This window comes from Vibrio sp. SALL6, from assembly GCF_002002385.1.
Lineage (GTDB): Bacteria > Pseudomonadota > Gammaproteobacteria > Enterobacterales > Vibrionaceae > Vibrio > Vibrio parahaemolyticus.
In genome coordinates this window covers 227472-249709 of sequence record NZ_MQVK01000019.1, presented here as the reverse complement: position 1 = coordinate 249709, position 22238 = coordinate 227472, and the positions used below count along the sequence as shown (strand labels likewise).

The 22238-nt window shown below is 41.4% G+C and carries 13 protein-coding genes; 3 read left to right on the top strand and 10 right to left on the bottom strand.

What is annotated here, in order from left to right:
- Positions 1 to 52: 52 nt before the first annotated feature.
- Entirely contained in the window at positions 53 to 970 is a 918-nt protein-coding gene (locus BIW15_RS11955; RefSeq protein WP_077281092.1) for a hypothetical protein, read from the top strand.
- Between the two features lie 815 nt (positions 971 to 1785).
- On the opposite strand, the gene BIW15_RS11945 is transcribed toward BIW15_RS11955, so the two are convergent.
- The 9 genes from BIW15_RS11945 to BIW15_RS11905 all read right to left on the bottom strand — a co-directional run bounded on the left by BIW15_RS11945 (position 1786) and on the right by BIW15_RS11905 (position 14265).
- Complete coding sequence (locus BIW15_RS11945) at positions 1786 to 2916, bottom strand: AAA family ATPase (RefSeq protein ID WP_055465065.1); 1131 nt, start codon at positions 2914 to 2916, stop codon at positions 1786 to 1788.
- Positions 2917 to 3115: 199 nt separating this feature from the next.
- Positions 3116 to 6112, bottom strand: a complete 2997-nt coding sequence (locus BIW15_RS11940) for a DEAD/DEAH box helicase (RefSeq protein ID WP_077281091.1) — start codon at positions 6110 to 6112, stop codon at positions 3116 to 3118.
- Positions 6113 to 6229: 117 nt separating this feature from the next.
- Positions 6230 to 6709, bottom strand: a complete 480-nt coding sequence (locus BIW15_RS25335) for a hypothetical protein (protein WP_256856994.1) — start codon at positions 6707 to 6709, stop codon at positions 6230 to 6232.
- Positions 6710 to 6750: 41 nt separating this feature from the next.
- Positions 6751 to 7344, bottom strand: a complete 594-nt coding sequence (locus BIW15_RS11930; RefSeq protein WP_077281090.1) for a hypothetical protein — start codon at positions 7342 to 7344, stop codon at positions 6751 to 6753.
- Between the two features lie 11 nt (positions 7345 to 7355).
- Positions 7356 to 8939, bottom strand: coding sequence for a TnsD family Tn7-like transposition protein (locus tag BIW15_RS11925; RefSeq protein ID WP_077281089.1), 1584 nt, complete (start codon positions 8937 to 8939; stop codon positions 7356 to 7358).
- A gap of 4 nt (positions 8940 to 8943) precedes the next feature.
- Positions 8944 to 9858: a TniQ family protein gene (locus BIW15_RS11920; protein WP_077281088.1), complete on the bottom strand. Its 915-nt coding sequence runs from the start codon at positions 9856 to 9858 to the stop codon at positions 8944 to 8946.
- On the bottom strand, positions 9851 to 11209 hold the full coding sequence (locus tag BIW15_RS11915; protein WP_077281104.1) for an ATP-binding protein: 1359 nt from the start codon (positions 11207 to 11209) through the stop codon (positions 9851 to 9853). The genes BIW15_RS11920 and BIW15_RS11915 overlap by 8 nt, the downstream gene beginning before the upstream one ends.
- A 25-nt stretch (positions 11210 to 11234) precedes the next feature.
- Positions 11235 to 13412 carry a Mu transposase C-terminal domain-containing protein gene (locus tag BIW15_RS11910; protein WP_077281087.1) on the bottom strand — a complete coding sequence of 726 codons (2178 nt, stop codon included), beginning with the start codon at positions 13410 to 13412 and terminating at the stop codon, positions 11235 to 11237.
- Positions 13402 to 14265: a TnsA endonuclease N-terminal domain-containing protein gene (locus BIW15_RS11905; protein ID WP_077281086.1), complete on the bottom strand. Its 864-nt coding sequence runs from the start codon at positions 14263 to 14265 to the stop codon at positions 13402 to 13404. The genes BIW15_RS11910 and BIW15_RS11905 overlap by 11 nt, the downstream gene beginning before the upstream one ends.
- 1003 nt (positions 14266 to 15268) lie before the next feature.
- Here BIW15_RS11905 and BIW15_RS11895 point away from each other — a divergent pair.
- Together BIW15_RS11895 and BIW15_RS11890 are read left to right on the top strand one after the other, a co-directional pair.
- On the top strand, positions 15269 to 17389 hold the full coding sequence (locus BIW15_RS11895; protein WP_077281085.1) for an ATP-dependent endonuclease: 2121 nt from the start codon (positions 15269 to 15271) through the stop codon (positions 17387 to 17389).
- Positions 17389 to 19137 (top strand): UvrD-helicase domain-containing protein, encoded by a 1749-nt coding sequence (locus BIW15_RS11890; protein ID WP_077281084.1) that lies wholly within the window; start codon positions 17389 to 17391, stop codon positions 19135 to 19137. The genes BIW15_RS11895 and BIW15_RS11890 overlap by 1 nt, the downstream gene beginning before the upstream one ends.
- 181 nt (positions 19138 to 19318) lie before the next feature.
- Here BIW15_RS11890 and gcvP read toward each other — a convergent pair whose 3' ends face one another.
- A complete protein-coding gene (gene gcvP / locus BIW15_RS11885; protein ID WP_077281083.1) occupies positions 19319 to 22183 on the bottom strand; it encodes an aminomethyl-transferring glycine dehydrogenase in 2865 nt (954 codons plus the stop codon).
- Positions 22184 to 22238 lie beyond the last annotated feature (55 nt).

Sequence of the window (22238 nt, the reverse complement as noted above, 5' to 3'; positions counted from 1 at the left end):
TGGTTAGTAATGCTCACCGCATATGTAGTTGGTAACACTCAAAGGAAGTTAGATGAAAATTTGGGCGTATGTTACAGATAAGAATCAAAAACCTATTCCAGGTAAGCAAGACCATAGTCAACTCATGATGTACATTTGGGAAGCTCTCAAACTTAAACGGGATCATGGGGCGGAGTTTAACCATTTCATTCTGTGGAGCACTCACAGAGATCCAAAAGATCGGAAGCCTGTGCATCCAAATAAAAATGGCTTTTTTAGATATAATCCTAAGAACGCAGCTAAAGAAGTACAGGGTGATAGTGATGGAGAGAGTCTATCGCATCAGTTAGCAATAGAAGCACTAACGTCTTTAAGTACGATTCCTTTGAAGATCAGAAACCAAGACCTTCCGCTAAAGTTTGAGTACTTTGACAAGGATTATCAATCTACTCGGCTCCAATTTGGTAGCGACAAGTACTTCTATCCTGATGCTATTGGATATCTGTCTAAAGACTCTCTGATGTACGATGAGTGGGGGGGAAAGGTTGCGTTAGAAATTTTTGTCACTCACAGTTGCGAACCCGATAAGGTGAAGGCATTCGAATCCCACAATATTCCTATCTTGGAAGTAAAGATCTCCGATAGCATTAGGTTTCGCAAAGAATTGAACAAACAGCCTTTTACGCCAGAGGACTTAGAGGACTACTTTGAGAAACTACGCGCTAGATTTAGCCAACAAGTCTTTGCGAAGATTTTGAGCAATCCACTTGTGACGCAACACTCAAGAACAATCATCAAGAAACTGAAAGATACTTTAGATAGTTCTAACGACAAAATGAGTCGTGTAACTAGAAATGTTACACTCTTAGAAAGGGAATCGGCCCGCTATAAGCAATACGTGGAGCAGCTAAAGATTTCGCAAAATCAAGAGTTGGAATCCTTCCAAAGCATCTTGCTTGAGAAGCAGAAAAGCTTTGAGCAAGTAAATTAGACCTCCATCAGCAATACCAACGTCAGATCGGGATTTCAAAACTCTACACAGGTATGGGGATTGTGTTTACAGGAGTGCTAACTACGCTAATGCTATTTTTGTTAGCACTCCCTCATATCAATTACGAACTTGCTGCTGGGCTAGTCGTTGACTATTTCAATTGGATAAGCAATTGATATTTATTTTGATAACTACTATTCAAAGAGAGCTGTAGAGTCTCTCATACTGTTTATTGCTGAAGTTTCGCAAATTTGGACAACGACTCTGCGCTCACTTTCCTTACTTTTCGTCTTCCTTGAGCCAGATTCGCTGACTCAACCTCAAACTCATGTAATCGGAAATAGCTATAAGTGTACTCTCCTTTATCAGAATACCGATGGTACTTGATTAGACGAATAGGCCCTTGTTGTAGATGTGTCCGAACTAGGTGCTTGAAAGGAAAATCTAAGTTTGGATGAATAAATCGATAGTATCTACTTTTGAAGGCTCTTCTTGGAAGTGATGCTATTGGAATACTAAGGAAGTCTGTCTTAGCACCTTTGATTGACATATTGCAGCGTTTACATGATACGCTGAGATTTTTCATAGTAAACATATGCCTAAGTCTTGATGACTTAGGAATTATGTGTTCAATATCTAATACAAAATTAAACTCCGAATTTATGTCTCTTTGGCAATAGCAGCAAAGTTGTAGAGTTTGCTGTTTCTTTTGATGCTTTATCTTGGCTTTAATAGCTGCAAGATTTTTATTTGACCACTCGGTATGGCCCAACTGTGTTGCTGATTTCATGAGACTAATTTCAGCGTTGGTGAAGCTAATCTTTGGCATTTACCATCTCCAACTCTAAGATAATGTTTCTCACACCGATTAGAAACTCTCGTTGCTTGGTGTCGTAGGATTGCTGGTAGAAGGAGTCAAGACTTTCAGTTGCGTCTTCTTTGGTTAGCTGCCCAATCTCTACTTTGTGAATGAGTTCAATACACCTTTCTGACAATGCGTTGCTTTCTGGAGTGACGATACCAAACTGGTCAATTAGTGCATCTTCTATATTTTTTACTTGCGCTGGAGCTTCAATAAACTGGTCTTGTGATGCCCTGTAAACTGAAACATTTTTTTCGGTAAGCCCACCCGCGACTAGTAAAGGTGAGTGAGTCGCAATGTAGAAGTTGGTCTTATAATAAGGAAATAGATTTTGGAGGTTGGTTATATATTTTTGTTGCCACTCGGGGTGTAGGCTGTTTTCAGGCTCGTCAATCAATATGTTATATCTGGCGTTAGAGTCATGAAGATTAGACGCAATAAACACTGCTGTAGATATTAAGGATAGTTCTCCAGAACTTGCTTGTATCAATGGGAAAACGATGTCCTTTTTTTGAACAACTATATCAATTGACCTAAATAGTTTAATTTTTTTACACAGCTTTTCGTGTTTTACAAGATTTACCAAAGCCTCTCCCCCCGAAGTTTTGGAAAGAGGTGTTTCTTGGTCTACCCAAAAAGTGTGGTCGGGCTTTAAGGTGCTTCTTATGTATCTAAAACTATTAGATATTACATCATAGTTTTCATAAACCCCTGATTCAGAGTCTGAGTCAAGTAAATGATTCATTAACTCACTCTCAATATTTTCACGAAGACCATTTATCGTTAGCCCAAATTTCTGTGAAAAACCAGCATAGTTTAAGATGTTAAATATGGATGAGAACAACTTATCTTCATGTCCGTAGCTATAAGATATTGCGCTCTTTATAGCCTCTCTAGCAACGAAGCGGCCTAATCTAGAGCCCATATAGTGATATGGCTTGTGAGGAGTCCTTCTAGGAAATTTATCGTTTGGAGCTGTCGAGATTGCAATGACTGTTTCTCCTTTGGCAATTAGGTTAGTTGCGATCTCGCCTAGTTTCTTACTTTTACCAGAGCCGTTTTCACCAACATATATATGTATCATAGAGTGTTACTTGTTATGGTTAGGTTTCTTAGTCTAACTTATTGAAAATAAAAAGCTGATATCTTGATTAGCGACGTTGGAAGTTATTCGACACGACAGTGGCAGACCAAGTCAGCGCGTATTACAAGAGAAAGTTAAATAGCACCTTCAAACTCACTATTTCAACTATTGAGAGTTTGAAGGTGCACCTAAGTTCTCTTTATGATGCTTGATTGATTATCACGCGTAGTTTAATGCTTGATATTTCGTCAATATAGGCTTCAGTAGCTCCCAGAACTGATAGAATATCTTTAGAAATCAGAGGTTTTGAAATTGCTGGTTGAACGATAGCTACTCCAACTTTGAATGAGGCATATCTAGCAACTTTTGACAGATGGATTAGCTGTTCTAGCGTTCCTTTGTCTATACGTGATGCCTTCTCTTGACTTAATCTAACTCGCTCTCTATCGATTAATCTGTTGATCAGAGCTTCTTTGTTAGCAAACCATTTAATACTTTTCACAGCTTGCCCTGCCACTTGATAGATATCGTCTACTCGTGCTCCAGGCTTCGCTACGCCTCTCTTTTTAGTACAATATTTGCAGTGGTATAAATCTATAATTAGCTCGGAATCATCGTTATTTTTGATGGCTACAATATCAGCGATCTCTCCGCTACCATCGTCATCGAACACTAGATCGTAGTTATCTTTGATTTGTTGGATAGTATGGAACTGAATTGAGTGTGGGTGCCTTAGATGTGTTTGGGATTCCACCGAAATATCAACACCATCCCACAACCAGCCCTCAATATTGTTCAAGGAGTATAAGTATGCATAATCTTCATACGAATAGTACCTATATCCACCATCGATGATAGAGGTATCCTCTAAGAAGAAAGCGGGGGGATTTTCATCAAAGAAATCAGTCAATAGACGCTCCTCACTCCCTATGATTATGTATAAAGGTGTATCAGAGCTGTAAGTTACTTCTCCCTTGGCTGTAATGGTTGCAGAAACACCAAATGATCCGCGAGGAGTCGAGATGTCAAAGTGCCTGATGTTATCTTTATCATTAGTCTTATCTGATAAAGTTAGCTCGCAGTTGAATAATGCTTCCTCCCACTTACCATCACTTAGATATACTTTTCGGTCATTCTTGCGCAATAGCTCAACTGGCCATTCAACATTGAGTAACCTAAGTTCTGGGTATTCGGTTAACTCTTCACTTTGCATAGCAGTTTTCAACACTTGGTTAGTATCGATTGACTCATCCAAGATTTTTTTGCCAACGTTTTTGCACCACTCGATCCATTGCTCCAGAGAATCGCTGTCCATTGACCAGACTTTACCCTTGTATGAACACCCGACACTAACAAGTTTACCGTCCTCGTACCCTTTACCAAAAATATTGGATTTGATAGAACGTTTAGCTTCAATGTCTGGAATCTGATCATTGATTTCAGTTCCTGTATGCATAGAGTAGCGAAGGCCTTTCTTGTTCTTGTTTAGACCAACATTTTGGAGCTTCAATCTCTTTAGTCCAGAAAGTGCACGAAATACGCGCTCTCCGTTTACTTGAGGAGCACCATCCGCGATTAATTTTGCTAAACGCTTTACAAGGCCATCCTTTGCAGATGAGTGGATAAAGAGTAACTTGTTTCGTTTATCAAAATAGGCGATATATAGATCCCAAGACTCGTCAAATAGCTCTTTAGAGCTTGACCATCCAACAGGAGCATATGATTTGACCGAAAAGACAAGGGTATCTTGCTCATCATTTAGAACAGAGTCATGAATCTGAAAATGCTTATTACTAAACTTATAGAAGTTTTCAGGTTTCCAAGTCGCAGCTCTTAAGTTAAACACGGTGGTACTTATACTTGGTGTTAACCCCAGATCCAGCAATTTACTTGGTTCTGAAAAGCCAGATTTGAAATCTTGATACTTTAGCTCTGAAGTTACTTTCTCACTGCTAATGTTACTGATGATAGAGTTCCAGTCGGAGTCTTCATTGTACAGTTCTTGAAGGCAGTCGTTCAGTTTAGGGTTTGCTATGTTAGCAACAAATTTTGCATCCCCAACTCCTTTCGTTGTTCTCGTGAAGCGTCCAGTAAACTGGAGCATTACATTGATGCTTTTATGTGGGTCATGAATCGCTGAAATTTTTAATTGAGGTAAATCGAATCCTTCTCCGAGCATATTTACGCATACGATTATTCGATGCTTCCCCGCCTTGATCGCTTTAAGAACTTCGTCTTTGCGTTTTGCTTTACTTGTAATCAATATAGGGTTGAGCTCGGTCTCATTTTTATAGTATTCATATACTTGCGTTGCTCTTTTTATGTTGTTTGCTCTAGCCATCACCATGTGGTTAAGGCCGTTCTTCAAGTCGACCTTCAATAAGTCAATAGCTTTCTGAGCAATCACTTTATCTGCTTTCTCTTCTACGAACTCTTTCACTGGATGAAACTCTATTGGCTTAAAGTAACCATCAAGTTGAGCTTTGCTAAGTGAATAGTTGAAAATAATTTTTCCGTCTACTCTAGAGCAGTCCGTCCGAAAAGGAGTTGCGGTAAATTGAAACACTGGTTTGTCGGCAAACTGCGCTTTTATTCGCGCCCAAGTGCTCGCTGTTACATGATGCGCTTCATCCACGACTAGATGAGAACATGCTTTTGTTAAAGTTTCTAAGGCAGCCTTGTGGAACTGTGATAGTGCAGCGGCAGTAGCAATGATTACATTCGAGTTTAATAGTTGATTGATTTCAACGATATCTTGAATACCGTGTTTTATAGTCGCAACAATAGGGTTCTCGAAGCTGTCATTAAGCATTCCTAGTTGTCTTAAGAGCCCAAGTTCTAAAAACTTTTTCTTGGTTTGTTCACGCAAGGCGTCAGAAGGGACAATAACTAGTGTTTTACGAAATCTACCCGCAACAACGATGGATAAAATAGTTTCGGTTTTCCCTGTACCTGTTGGCATAACAATAGTTGCAGCACTGCTAGCTTCGGATTTTTCGTAACCAAGTGCAGCATAGATACCGCCAATTTGGGGAGGGCGCAAACCTGGGATTTTTAGAGCTAAGTTTTCTTCTTGAAAGATAAAATTGTTTACACACCATGAAGTATAGATTTTGTCAGGTGATGGTTTTTTATCTGCCAAGCCTAACCAAGAAAGTTGGCTTTTTCCGACTAAGCTCTCTTTTACGATTCCCATTTTCAATTCCTTTAAACAAACACATAGATGCAACATGGTTATTTGTAACAAGGTGCATATTGGTGTCTGTTGCCAATGTAGTCAATTGAAAATGTTTAGATCTGATTAAGAATGTCCCTAATATTTTAGATACTTAGATGAGACTTGTCGTTCATCTGACTTCAACCAGTCCTCAACGAACACCTCAAACAAAGGGTCATCAATCAAGTCACAGGGTTTGGCGGTTACGTATTTATGACTTCGCGCTTCTGTTGAGACTAATCTCTCGTAGCCTTCTAAGTCACCTTTATCTAAGTATTTAGAAACTAATGCTGGTGGAGCAACAGCTCGCTCCACCAATACCGATTTCTCGGAGATCATCCAAAGTAGAATATCAGTGTCGTCTCGGCCTTCTCGCATGAGGCTAAGATTGTTTTTGAGATTATCTATAAGATTAAAATGCTCATCGAACTGAAAGGACGGGTAGTACCTCCAGCCGTTCACATTGATACAAAGAGCGTCGTGCTGCTCTTCGGGTAATTCCTCATGAGAAATGAGTTCTAGGCCGTTGAGAAGCGAGACAATAGCTTTTAATCGCTTAGTTTCGAGCTTTTTCATCAGAACTCCTCACAGCGATCATTGCGTTGGTCATCATACAGTTAATTTTCGTCGGTTGAGTCTTGGTTATTTTCCAATTTGTTACATTCAGCGATAACTTCTCGGTGACGTCTTTGTTTTTCTTTGTTTTCTTCTTTTTCTGCTTCAATACGCCTCATGTCTGAAAACCACACAAGCCATTCATTCAATGTTATAGATTTGCTCTCAACAGCGATTTGATTAAATGTGAGCATGTAATCACAGAACATGTTGAACACTTTCGCTTCATCGTCTCTTCTTAAGAGTGATGCAGGGCTAGCTGTGACATAGTTACGACTTTGCTCATACAACTTTTCGGCTTTCATGTATTGTTTCATGCGTGCCTTGAGGAAAGCTGGGCGCCTAGCAGGTACTTTGTAATCCCAAATTTGATAAGTTCTTTCAGTAAAGAACCACTTAACTGAGTTTTCTTGTTTGATGATCTTAATCAGGTTAAGACGTGGTGCTAGGTACGGATGAATATCTCCATTTTCATCAAACTGCTCTCTCGGATAGAGCCTTGTATTATTAAGAGTCACAAACATCGCGATGTCACGTAAGTGAGGTTTGACTTCGTGTGCTTCGAAAGTTTGTTTGAATGTACCGAGAAATTTCATAGTAATTGTTCCTAATTTTTGGATTTTGAGACGATTTCTTCTGCTTGCCCAATCGAAACGGGGAGGCGTTTTCTGTTTTTGATTAATGAGTGTTGTGAGTCCACCTGTCTTTCGACGTCTGACACCGAAGTTGCCTTCTTTACGTGTTGCTTAATTTGTTTAGCCAGCTTTTTATCTGCCAGATTCCAATCAATAGATGGATGGTACTTAGCAGGCTCTCGTTTTGGTAAGTGCTGGTTTAGCCAGTCCTTGTCATATCGAAATAGCCACATGTAGCAACTGCTCGAATGTTTAATCTCTGTCCGAGTTAATGTTGGATTCTGGGAAATGATCTTCTGGAGTGTTTGACGATATTGATGTCGTTTTTGGCAGAACCAGAGTCGTTTTCTCCATGCGGATAATCCTGACATCGCATTTATTTGCTGTTCTACAGTACCAACGCTAACACCGCATAATTTGGCGATATCTCGTCTATGAATCCCGCGAAAAGCGAGTCTCAATATTTGGTCGACTAATGCATCGTTGAGTCTTTTAAATCGATGCTTGATTGTGACCCCATTGCGTTGCGCCATGGCTGCCAGAAAGCCAACCGAACATCCTGTCGCCTTGGCGACAGAACGAAGCGAGTTTCCTGAGGCCAACTCGGATAGACAGACACGAGGCTTATGAGATTCCCGACTACAATAGTTCGAGACCTGAGAAGTTTGTCGAAAGTAACACTTGGCGTTCTTCGCAAAGAAAGCACCAACCAATGCATGCTGTATGTAATGGTTGTAGTGGTCGTTTAGGAGAAGGCACCTTAAGAAATTGAATTTATATAGCTTCGAAGGCAGTAGCTTTGCACCAGTAAATAAAGGAGCCCAAAAGTCTTGTAGACGATTGACGGCTTCTGATTGCCTGATCTGTCCTTTCGGAGTTAACAAATGGGTCTTAATCATCCAAGATGAGTGAGAGGGTGTAGCAATATGCTCGTATCGACGTTCGCATTCATGGCGATGCCAACTACTGATGAATTGCGATAACCTCAACGCTCGTTCTAAACAAAGATCAGAACCATGGAAACATCTATCGTAAGGTGTTGGTGGTAGTTCGATGCGTTTGTTAAGGCCATCGGCATCTGTCGGTGCATATTGCAGCCAACAAGCATGCTTTGGACAAACGAACATACCGCAATACTGATGTACGGTACGCCAAATACCATGCCCCCATTTCAATGTGTCTTCCTCAAGGCATTGCGGACAGAACTTTAGTGCGCTGCTAAACCTTAACCGAGAAGAGGTAGTACGTGATAAGACTGCGATGTGACTGCCATCATTGCTCAACAGGTGCAATCTAAGTCTTGCTTTGCTTTTGTTATCTTGAAGGCAAGCGCCTACAACAGGGAAACAAGTACTGTTAAACAACAACCTTTCCGCATCTATTGAAGTCTGTTTGGCAACTTGTTCGAGCATGCAAGGAAGCTGGGGGTTAATGCGAACATCTGTGCGCCCTAGGAGAGCTCGGTTTTTTTCGTGTAGCGAGCGTCTTGGTGAGGCTGCGTGGTGTCGCGCAACAAGGCTATAAAAGGCTTCACCAGCTATTTCGTGCAGGTACATAGGTCTATAACTGTCCTGTAGCAACCAGCATGAGAATGTAGATCAGTGGTGGACTAAATCTGTTTGTTGAAGTCGATAAAAATAATCGTGTAGTCCTCATAGTGGGAGAAATTATGTGATCATTTACCTTCCTCGTGTTCGAGAAGTACTGCTCCAGAGCGTCTTTCCCTAGAGTCACGAAAATCTCTTTGTACCAATCGCCACAAGCTTTCTTAAAAGCCAACGTTTCAGTTTGCTCAAGCGTAAATCCGATGTGTGCCAACGTATTTTGTTGCACTGATTCAAGGCATAGGGTGAGCGTTTGATCATTTAACGCCAACATAAGCTGTTCAACTTTTAGCATTGTTTCATCATAGTACGCTCCCTGACTTGTCATGCTGGAACCACAGCTCGGACAGATTAATGCTGGGGTTTGCATTCGACTAAGATTCTTTACAGTGTAAGTGCATGAAGGACAGCTATTAATGAGCCTCGTTCTGTGTTTGTAGCAGTGAAAAACACCCTGTAGTTGGTGCTGTTGGTGAAAATATGAAATACCAACAGTATCTAAGTCTTCAGAAATACAGTCTTTGCAGTAACGCCAAAAACGATTATGTACCGTTTGGGATTGTGTGAAGTCGATGTCATATGGCTTTCCTTTCAAAAACAATGGTAGCTCGCGTTTCTCTCGCTCGTTGAGGAAAGACTCGATGACGTTACCGTGCATATGCATTTGCCAAATCGAACGATTGTCATCATTAAGAATATTCATCAGTATGGCGTCTAGGTCAGACATGACTGTAACTGGCGACGCACTGAAATTTGCCAGCCCTACACGTTTTGCTGAAGTAGCAAAAGTGCCAAAAGGGGACATAGTATGAACTCGGCTAAGGAAGCTTCTTAGGTGTTCGTTCGGTAGTAGGTACAAGATGTTATTCATACTTTCTAGCCTGCGCTAGTAAGGCTTCAGGAGTTAAGTTCTCTAGCATTTCTTGGTCTTTCTCAGTAAGGTTTGCGGCAGAACGAGAGCTTCTAATGGATTTCTTATAGACTTGGTTGCCGTCAATATCTGAGCCACTTTCAGAAAACAAATCCTGTTGAACCGAGTGCAATTGAGATAAAGGGTTGCAATCCTCATATTTATAAAATTGACCACGCTTTAGTGCCGTTAATGCGCCTGAGACCAAGAGAAATTGTTCTTTGAATACATGGTCTAGAGCAGCCATGCTTAGGTCTTGATTGTTTGGTGTTAGATAAGTCAGATAAGACAATGTGGCCTTTATTAGGCTGCTCGCGATAGCAGGGATCCCTGCTGATAAGTAGTGAACATGGCGTGTTAGAGTATCAATGTCAGTTGTCTGATTCTTAAGTAATTGTGTCGGGCACATTTGCTTAATGAAGCGTTTCCAAAACGAACTTTCAACATCACATTGCTCTAAGATTAGCGACCCTGTCTTTCCAATTCGCCTAGCGGCAGTCATCTCTTTAGAAAACAGATTAAGTGTTGATAGTGTCCCGACGAGTAATAGTGGTACACCAACCTTGTTAAACAACTCTTCCACGAACTTTAGTGTGGCGTTCTCGTTGTTACCGACTTTCTCGTACTGTCGAGTTTCAGATAGGTTCTGAGCTTCATCTAGAACAATAATCCCAACACCATGGATGAGTAGAGCCTTACGAACCGCAATCATTAGTGCTGTAACTGAGCTTTTCTGATGTGATTCGTAATAATTCTCACCAGTTACCGAATCGATGGACTCAAGAATCCTCCAGAGTAGTGCACGCTGCCCGCGAGCTGTTGGGATATCGATCTTGAGCCAGACAATCTGTTCGTAGATGAACCTTTGTCCTTGGTACTCTTGATGTGAAATGACTTGAGGAATGGCAGACAAGATGCTCTCTACCATCGCTGACTTTCCGCGACCTGATAGACCTGCTACCAAAAAACTCTGCTGATTTGCTGTTTGCTTTAGAGTGCGCTCTTGCCCTTCAGGTATTTCAAGAGAGTCGGCAAATTGCAATTGTTTAATATCGCCATAAACCAAAGGGTTGCGATAGATATAGCCTCGCTCAATCATGCGAAATACGGTGTCATAAAGGCGTGGGGCTTCATCCTGAACAACATAGCACTCAGATAGGTTATCAATGAATGTTCTGGTGTAGTAACCATGATGCTCAGTAGGGAGCGAACTAACATCAATCACCATGTCAGGAGATAGTGTTGTTGCCTGGATAAATTGTTTAGGTAGCAATGGCATTCCAAGCGCTTCAATCAGAGGTTTTTTTGCCATCTGAGAGTTAGGGTGAGGTATATAATTAGCTATCATCTTGTTCATCATCAAAGTCAAAAAAATCAGGTGTTTCCAAGTGTTGGGTACTCTTTTTAGCAGTGGATCTAGCGTTATCCTCGGAACTTAACGTTGCTGCTATTTGTTCAGATTGTTTGCTGCGTTCAATAGAAGAGACGATACTCTTTCGTTCTTTGATACCTGTCTGGATAGACTTTGCTGACGATGTTTTTAAGAATCGAGCGTCAGCTTTTGCTTGTTTATCGATTTCATCCAGTTTGTTTAAGAACTCAATTTTGTTAGCGAATGAATGTTCTTCATGAAGGCTTTGTTTTTGTTTGGTTAATTCGATTTCATGAAGGGTCGATTGCCAAATTTGATTACGATACGCTTCAGAGCGATCAGTGAGTTCTAAAGTAATTAGTTCGTTAGATTCAGGGTCTTTACACCAAATAAAGTTCGTTGAATTTTGGTCGTATCGAACTTCCACTGTGTATCGGCCAAAATTACGAGCTTTGTCTAACCATTGTTTATGAATGATTTTGTTAGCGCTGTAATACAGCCCCTTAAAGTAAACGCCCTCCATTCTCACAGTCGCCTTGTCAGCAGGTAGCAATGCGAAACGAAGTCGCTCTTCAGATATCTGAGCTGGCGGTATCATCATTTCTTCTAGCCCGTAGAGATATAAGTCTCTAGGAGAGAAACCAACATCATCACGAGACATCTCGAAGTTATGGTTGTTCTTTCTAAGGCGGTTGTTATTGGTATAAATGATTGTCCTTATGAGCTTTTCCATGAATGCTTCGAAGGACATCGACGCTTTTCTAGAAGCGTGTTGCTCTTCCTTGCTGGGTACTTTCATGACTTGACCAGGCACAAATCGAACAGCATTTTGATGAAAGATATCAAATGCTTTCTCGACAGTTCCTTTACAATCCCCGCGATGATACGGAGCGAAACTGGCGATTGATAAGCCAATTTCGCCCTTAAGCATGCTTTCAATGTTACGGTCTGTATACTCGGAACCTCGATCCATGACTAACTGTGAGCAGACATGGTGGCACGGCCATTCGTTTTCAGTAATTTCAACGCCATAGCGTTTAGCAAACTGGACTTTGTTGGTAAAAGCATTGAAAAGGGCTTGTGATGCTCCAGTCCAATCTGGGCCGTGAAAACAAGCGTGAGTGCCAACAAACATGCCAGACCACGTATCTACAACTAGATAGATCACAGGGCGTCCCGTGGCTAACTGATTGGTTTTGTCGTAGGGATAGCGTATGTATTGATCAACGACTGTTGCATCTATTTCATAACGGCTTGTGGGGCCACGAACACCCTGTCGAGCGAGGCCTGCACGGCCTCGGAAGTCTTTTTGAAAATTGGTCGTGCCGACAGCCTTCCTTATCAATTCAAGTTGATCTACGTTTTGCTTAAAATGATATTTAAATGCATTTCGTGAAATGAGTTTGGCCCTTGGAACAGGCAAAGCTATCTCATGTGCTTCTTCAATCATTGGTTTAACACGTGCATACATGAACTTGCGTGTAAACTGATCGTAAAGGTCACTCAGCCTAGCTTTGCCACCGTTTGGAATGGTTTTAGCAAATCGTCGAATATGTTTAATGTCTTGCTGAGTGACTCCACTATAAGGACTTCCATATCTGGTTTTCGGGCCACTTTTGCCTAATTCAGGGTCTTGGTCAAATGACGGTGCTTCAGGTAAAGACTGATTCGTTCCGCAATTTCTCCACAGAGGGAGTAGAGCATTGACATGAGAACCGTAATACCAGTAACGATTTAAAATTTTTGCTACATAACTGCGGCTGCGACCTGATGTTTCTATCAATCGATGTAAGATTGAACTGCTATCGATAAAAAGATAGTTGTAACGTAGTTCGTCGTTATCGATTAATGGGGCAATAATGTTGAAGCTGCTATCTCTGCGTTGTAACCACTTTCTGCGCTTCTTATCCTTCAGTAACTCTTCGTCCGACATGTATAGGTAAGGGCTAAAGGAATGCTCTAGCACTTTCCATTTGCCCAGCTCTATTTGCCTCAACGTATCACTTAGCATAATCGTATGAGGCCTTTTAGGGCGTTCAACATTGAGCTGAGTGACAGCAATTTGGTCGAGGTCTTGGCAAATATCTACGATAAGATATTCAAGCCCTTTTTTGCCATCGACTAATTTTTGATTAATTCTCATCGTGTTGCGTAATCATCATTACAGGGCGAAAAACTTCTATGCGCTCATTCAGGTCAACGTCTAGTTGACCTGAATACGCAAGATGTTGAAATATCTCTAACGCAGCAAGTTCGGTTACATCATGTACTAATGATGCGTGATTCAAATGCTGCTTTAGAGTTTTCTCTGGGTCGTTGATAAGGCTCTTGTTTAGAGTGTTTAACATCCCTTCGCACAGTGGGCCTTCGATTTGGCTCTCGCGTACATGATGGTAAGTCTCTCTAAGCCATTGAAGGTTGTATGTTTTGTTGGGGTTTAAGTCTTCATCTGTTATTTGCGTTAGATGATGGTTGTAATGCCCCCAGTACATCTCTTCAATTTTGAACTTTTGTTGGGTTCGTGTGACTTTTTGGGGAGGCTCAAATTCAGTGCTTAGTGCTGAGCTCGGTTTATAGTTATACGGCTGAATGCCAAGCTGGTCTCTTGTCGCATCATACAAGGTGACAACGAAATCCGTGGTCATGGTTGCAGCAGGAATATCTTTACCATCCCGTTCTTTGTATTTAGCAGGGTGTCGATAATTCAGATATTTAGCCCACTTGAGAGTTTCACTTAACGGTAAGGGGTATTGCTCTTGTATATCCAAGACTTCAGGATCGTGCTCAAGATGAAGGAATAGAGCAAGCTCACCTAAGCTGAATAAGTGATGGCAGCGTTTCGTCTTGTGACTGAAAACAATATGAGATAGACCGACACTATTTGAACGTCGAACTGTAATATATGGCTCGTACTCACCATTCTTAATCTTCTTTAAGTGTTTTTCTAATTTTCTGAGCTCATAGTTTGTTATGTATGGTTGCTTAACTATTTTCATATACCTAATCCTCACTTACTAATATATTGTTAGCAGCCTTTCTAGGGTTCGTCTAACTGGGTGTGCTTGTAAGTCTATGTAAATAAAGGATTTATCATAACTTATATAATTGGCTTAGAGCTTAGGGAGCTGAATTAGAACAGCTTGTAATTCAATGTGATATTTGAAGGGATACATGGAATTTGCAGTTTTTCATTAGGCTTAATTATTATTCCTTATATAAATCGATATAGAATCTAATATCTTTATATTTCATTGCTTTAAGAAAGGATTGTTCACGGATCGTACATTTGGATTCCTAACTCAAAAAAAACTGATAAAACATGCAAATTTATTGTTCTGGTTGCTTATTTTCGACAGAGTTAGATATCTTTTTTAAAGAGGCTAGTATTACAAACATGTGATGATTAGTTAGGCTTGGTTATGGTTAGCGCAGAAAGATTTATCAGTATGGCATGGGAACTAGAGCTCACCATCTGCTCATTGATAACTGACCAAACACCAGAGGGCTACTTGGATGTGTGTAGAGACCAAGCTAAGAGTAGAGGCATAGATGTCTTTAATCTGAACTTTAATGAGTATGAATCCCCCCTAGCTGCTTTCGCAGCAGAAGAGAACCGAGAATTGGTTGCTACTTTGGAAGGTTGTAGACGCAAGACACTTGTCATTTTTGAAGGAGCTGACGCGCTAGCACCTTTGGAGTGTAATGAGACGTTTTGGTTAAGATCTTTACTGGTTAATAGCGATGCTAGTGAGCTTGTTGTTATTTTCTTGGTTACAAGTGAGGGGAAGGTAAGGTTGTTTCAGGATACTGAGGGAGCGTTCTATCGAGATTGCTTAAACTTGAATTAGCCTTCAGTCTCGATGCAGATGATTTAGTCCTTTGTGTGTAGGATACTGAGTGAGTAATATGCAATAAATTGAGCTTTGTCACATGTAGAAGTTGCAAGGTCGATTAGTATCATTGACTTAGTCAAAAACTAGCCTTAAGGCCTTGTTCCTCATGCATATTAGTCAGTTGTCCATTGTTAATTTCAAGAACTTTGAACGTTCAAACTTTTACTTCGAAAAAGACTCAGTTAATACAGTCATTGGAGAAAATGCGTCTGGTAAAACAAACGCATTTCAAGCTATGCGTCTTATTCTAGATGACTCATTACCAGCCAATTCAAAGTTTCTATCTGCCGAGGATTTCCATCGTGGAATCGACGAGCCGTTTGGGCATTGGGTCGTAATAACTCTGTACTTTGAAGGGTTGACTGACTCTGAAGAGCAACAAGTTTTGTCGAACTATATCTTGAATGATGAAGGCAAAAAAGTTGACTCTTCTGATGGTACATACTCATTTATCTATCGCCCCAAGTTTTCTATAAGACAAGATTTGTATGAGCTTACGTGTAAGCACGATGATAAGATTGCTCGCTCTGAAGCAATCCAAGGCTATTTAAAATCAAAGGCAATCACACGCGATACCTATGAGCCACTCGCTTTCGTTAGAACTAAGCTCGATTTCACCGATGAAAATACGTATAAAGCTATGGTGGGCGATTTTGATGAGTATAAATTCCCTGACCCAAGCAAGGAAAGTGAAGCTACACTCGGTAATAAGAAACCACCGTATTTCTCGTTGTTAAATGAAGTTGCTTGTACTTACGTCAAAGCATTAAGAAATGTTGTCGCAGACCTTCGTTATTATAAAACGAATCCACTTTATAAGTTACTAACTCTAAAAAGCAAAGAGATTGAAGATGATAAGAGTGTTGTAGACGACATTATAGATGTAAACAAAAAGATATCGTCGATCCCTGAGATTAAAGCTCTAAGTGAAGATATATCAAGTTCTTTAGTTAGTACAATAGGGTCTACGTATTCTCCGAAGATCAGAGTGTCATCTCAACTACCTGAAGATTTTGTAGAGCTAGTTCAATCACTAGGCTTGGTCGTTGAAGATTCGTTGGACTACCAAGGTACAGGAAGAATTGAAGATCTCAGCTTAGGTGGTGCAAATTTAATATACTTGGCTTTAAAACTCTACGAATACGAGGTAGTCAGAGATAGTGATGACCACATCACACACTTTTTGATGATTGAGGAGCCTGAAGCTCATATACATACGCACATTCAAAAAACTCTCTTTGAAAACTTCAACTTCAAAAACACTCAGGTATTTGTGTCGACCCATTCAACTCAGATTAGCTCTGTATCCAAGATTTCATCTATGAACATTTTGTCACGAAAGCAGACAAAAACTGAGGTGTATTTACCTTCCAATAAGCTAGAACCTAATCATGTTCAATGTATTGAGCGTTATTTAGATGCGGTGAGGAGCGACATACTCTTTGCAAAGAGTGTAATTTTAGTTGAAGGGGATGCTGAGCTCATCCTGATACCTGCGCTTGTTAAATCTACTCTTGGAATAAGTTTAGATGAGATGGGTATTAGTCTAATTAAGATGGATGGTACAGTTTTTAAACATATCTCTGACCTATTCCATAAGGAACGAATAAGAAGTTATTGTGCGATTCTTACCGATCTAGACGAAGCTTTTGCAACCGAAACAAATGATACATTCGCGACAGATGACTTTGTAAAGTCTCAAATGAATGCGGACAAGTCAGGGAAAGAACGCAAAAAAGCCTTAGATATGTATATAGGAGATAATCCATACGTTAAAGCATTCTATGCTCAAAATACTTTTGAAACAGAGTTAGTAAAATTTGATCAAAACTCTGAATTATTTACAGAAGTTATGGATTCTAACTATAAAAAAGGTAAACACCTGAATAATGTCAAGAGTGAAATCGAAGATAAGGATCTGTGTGTTAGATATAACCGTGCTCTTAAGTTTGCTAAGAAGATTGGCAAGGGTTGGTTAGCTACTCAAATGGTAGAGCACACGCACGTTGATAATCTTCTTCCTGATTATATTTTACAAGCGATTAAGTTTTCTCTTACTGGTAGAAACTTAGACGATATTTGTTTGAAGATGATGGAATTTAATCTGGAACTTATGAAAGCAAAGGAAAAAGCCGCAGTAGACAAAGAAGATTCATTTGAGAGTAAGTTGACCGTGTATAAGTCTTTTTATGCTGATGATACTTTTGTGAGGTTTGTAGAAATATAATGCCATATCGAAACCTAACTCCAGAGCAAATGGATGCAGTTACCTACGTCGATGACATGCTACTTTCTGCCTGTCCTGGCTCAGGCAAGACCAAAACTCTGGTTTCTAAGCTTTATCATATTTTAGATAACTCTGAAGATTTGTTAATAGGTAAGCGTAAAGTAGTAGCTATAACTTATACAAACATCGCAGCAGATACTATCACTGAAAGGTTACTTTCGTACGGAGTAGAAAGTAACTCTTTATGGGTGGGAACCATACACGCCTTTTGCCTTCAATGGATTGTTAGACCCAATATTAATAATATACCTCGTTTATGTGGCGGGTTTGTGGTCATAGATGAGCACGAACGAGAAGCCAAGTTAGTTGAGCTCAACACACACTACAAGAAAAAAGGTTATGACCAGGTAGTTACTTCACTTAACTGCGATTATGAACCCGTGTATAAAAAAGGCTCGGTAGAGTATAAGATCGTGATTGATTACCATCGTTATTTGGCCACTAACGATTACATCGACTTTGACCTAATTCTCAACATCAGTTACCGATTACTTGTCGCCAACCCACAGATAGCACGCCGTTTAGCAAAACTTTTATACCACGTTCTAGTCGATGAATATCAGGATACGTCGGCCATGCAGTATGAGATTCTCAAGCTAATTATTTCTCACAAACAAACTAAACTCACTGTTATTGGGGATAAAGAGCAGGCTATTTACACGGGATTAGGGGCTGTAGTAAAAGGTAAGAAAGAACTAGAACAGTTTTTTGATTTAGATAAGGGAATAGAAGAGAAACGCCTTACTGGTTGTTTTCGTAGCAGCCAAAGAGTCATCAACCACTATCTTAGGTATCAAGATGCTGGTTATGCGGTTAGTGCTCTATCTGAACTTAAGGACTTCCCGTCGGTGGTTCACTTAGAGTCTGCTGTTGATAAAACTCAATTGCCTGAGTATATCAAAGGCATTGTTGAGACTCATTTAGCGCAGGGGATTGAAGGTCAAGAGATAGCAGTAGTTTGTCCTAGTTGGTTCGATGTGATGGCATTATCTACAGGAATTGATGCACTAGCGAAATCTTTCGACATTGATGGGTTTTTGATTTCACCAATTCCAAAGAATCAAGACAACCTATGGCTTCCATTGATTCGGCTAGTATTGATTAAAGTTAATATGAATAACTTTGTTAAGCGTCGTCGGTTAGCTATCGAACTATCCGATAAATTGTATGATGCGGGTTCTACGCAGGAGAGAATTGACCCAAGAGCGCTACTAAAAACTGTTAATTCCATATCGCTCAATATGAATAGTGAAATTGAACCTTGGATAGCGTTAGTTATTGAGAAAGCTTGCGAAAATCTGGAGATTGATCTTTATGAGACGACGGAAGCTTATAAAGCCAAACAAAGCATACTAAGTGCTACTACTGAACGAATGGCTAAGTATGGGATGGATTACAAGGCGTCAGACTTGAGCAGATTCTTTTCATCTTCGAATGGAGTAAAAATCACTACATGCCATTCAACGAAAGGGGATGAATATGACGTTGTTATCTGTACAGGCCTGCTTAATGGTAAAGTCCCGCATTGGAATGACATTATCGATTGTAGTAGGTCACATCAGGACTATGTTGCTAGAAGATTACTTTATGTTATTTCGTCTAGAGCGAGGAAGCACTTATATCTAATTTCTGAAAGTGGGCACAAAACGACCAACGGAAATCCTTACCGACCAACCAGTCAGCTTTAAGGACGGTATGGTAGTTAAGTTAACGCTATTAAGTTGATTGTTCATATGAGCTACAACGACCCACAAAGAAAAGGCGAACCAAACGGTTCGCCTTTTTTACTGAAGTTAGTTTCCAATTTAGTTATCGGTTTCCAACTCGGTTATCACAGTTTCCAACTTGGTTATCTGTGATCAACAAAAATTAGTCTTCGTAGTTATCGATGCTTGGGCACGAGCAGATTAGGTTACGGTCGCCGTAAACGTTATCTACGCGGTTTACTGTAGGCCAGTATTTCCAAGATTTGGTTGCTTTTGATGGGAAGCAGCCAAGTTCGCGTGAGTATGGGCGATCCCATTCTTCAGCAGAAAGGTCAACTTGCGTGTGTGGCGCATTAACTAGCGGGTTGTTCTCTAGTGGCCATTCACCATTTTTCACTTTCGTCATTTCTTCACGAATAGAAATCATCGCATCACAGAAGCGGTTTAGCTCTGCTAGGTCTTCAGATTCCGTTGGTTCAACCATTAGCGTGCCAGCAACTGGGAACGACATGGTTGGCGCGTGGAAACCGTAGTCCATTAGACGTTTCGCGATGTCTTCTTCGCTAATGCCTGTTTCTTCTTTCAGCGGACGGATGTCGATAATACATTCGTGCGCTACGCGGCCATTTTTACCACGGTAAAGAACAGGGTAGTGAGGGCGTAGACGTTCCATCACATAGTTAGCGTTTAGAATCGCGACCTTGGTTGCGTTGGATAAGCCTGCTTCACCCATCATTGCGATGTAAGCCCAAGAGATAGGTAGGATAGATGCACTACCAAAATCTGCAGCTGATACTGCGAAGTCTTCGCCTTCTACACCGTTCTCGATGTGACCTGGTAGGAAAGGTGCTAGGTGCGATTTAACGCCGATAGGACCCATACCTGGACCGCCGCCACCGTGAGGGATACAGAAGGTTTTGTGTAGGTTTAGGTGAGAAACATCTGAGCCGATAAAGCCAGGGGATGTTAGACCAACCTGTGCGTTCATGTTCGCGCCGTCTAGGTATACTTGACCGCCTGCTGCATGAACCATTTCACACACTTCTTTAACTTTCTCTTCGTAAACGCCGTGCGTAGAAGGGTAAGTGATCATGATGCTGGATAGGTTGTCTTTGTGCTTCTCGATTTTCGCTGCTAGATCGTCGATGTCGATGTTGCCTTCGTCATCACACTTAACAACCACAACTTTCATTGACACCATAGATGCGGTTGCAGGGTTAGTACCGTGCGCAGAACTTGGGATCAAACATACGTTGCGGTGACCTTCGCCACGGCTTTCGTGGTAGCGTTGAATCGCGATAAGACCTGCATACTCACCCGATGCGCCGGAGTTTGGCTGTAGTGAGAATGCGTCGTAGCCTGTGATTTCACAAAGCTTCTCTTTTAGATCTTTCGCTAGCGCTGCATAGCCCGCCGCTTGTTCTGCTGGTGCAAATGGGTGCATAGAACCAAATTCAGGCCAAGTGATTGGGATCATTTCTGCCGCTGCGTTTAGCTTCATTGTACAGCTGCCTAGTGGGATCATGCCGTGCGTTAGCGAGAAGTCTTTGTTTTCAAGCTGTTTTAGGTAACGCATCATTTGTGTTTCACTGTGGTAAGTGTTGAACACTGGGTGCGTTAGGTATTCTGAAGTACGACGTAGCGCTTCTGGAATGGCGGCAAACTCGTTACCAGCGATTTCCGTAGATAGTGCGGTAACGTCTTCTTTTACGCCAAAGACAGCGAACAATGCTTCGACATCTGCAACGGTTGTTGTTTCGTCTAAGCTAATGCCTAGTTTGCCAGGTAGGGCGCGTAGGTTGATGTCTGCTGCGAGTGCTTTTGTGTACAGATTTTGCGTTTTCTCACCAGTGTTGATGGTGATGGTGTCGAAGAAGCTGTTATGAGCAAGTTCAAAGCCGCCTTTTGTTAGGCCAGCAGCAAGGATGGCAGTCATGTGGTGCGTGCGACGAGCAATGGTGCGTAGACCTTCTGCACCGTGGTATACCGCGTAGAAAGACGCCATGTTTGCTAGTAACGCTTGAGCGGTACAGATGTTTGATGTCGCTTTTTCGCGGCGGATGTGCTGCTCGCGAGTCTGCATTGCCATACGAAGTGCTTGGTTGCCTTTCGCATCGATAGAAACACCGATAACACGGCCTGGCATTGTACGTTTGTGTTTGTCACGAGTTGCCATGAATGCCGCGTGTGGACCGCCGTAACCCATTGGTACGCCGAAACGCTGAGCTGAACCGATTGCGACGTCTGCGCCCATTTCTCCAGCAGGCTTCAATAGGGTAGAAGCAAGCAGGTCTGTCGCAACAGTAACAAGCGTTTTGTTTGCTTGTGCTTTCGCGATGATGTCCGTTAGATCACGAACTTCACCCGTTGTGCTTGGGTATTGAACCAGCGCGCCGAATACGTCTTGCTCTGGTAGAGATTCTAAAGAGCCAACTAGCACTTCAAAACCGATGAATTTAGCACGCGTTTTTACCACTTCGATGGTTTGTGGATGCACGTCGTCAGCCACAAAGAATACGTTGCTCTTACTCTTACCAGCGCGCTTACAAAGTGTCATCGCTTCTGCCGCTGCCGTTGCTTCATCAAGCAAAGACGCGTTTGCGATTTCCATACCGGTTAGGTCGATAACCATTTGTTGGAAGTTCAGTAGTGATTCCAGACGGCCTTGAGAAATTTCTGGTTGGTATGGTGTGTACGCGGTGTACCAGCCTGGGTTTTCTAGTACGTTACGCAGAATGACATTTGGCGTGAACGTGTTGTAGTAACCCTGACCGATGAATGTACGTTTGACTTGGTTTTGTTTTGCGAATTGTTTCATTGTAGCCAACATGTCCGCTTCGCTTTTCGCTTCTGCCAACGTCATTGGCTGCTCAAGGCGGATGTTTGCTGGTACGGTTTCGCTGATCAGTGCGTCTAGGCTAACTGCGTTGATCGCTTCCAACATTTTTTGTTGGTCAGAAAGTTTTGGTCCGTTGTGGCGTCCAACGAACTCGTTTTGTGTGCTGAGGCTTTGAAGTAATTCAGTCATTGTCCTTTACCTACTCCTTGGCTCGGGTATCGGAAATGGTCTTAATTGACTCATT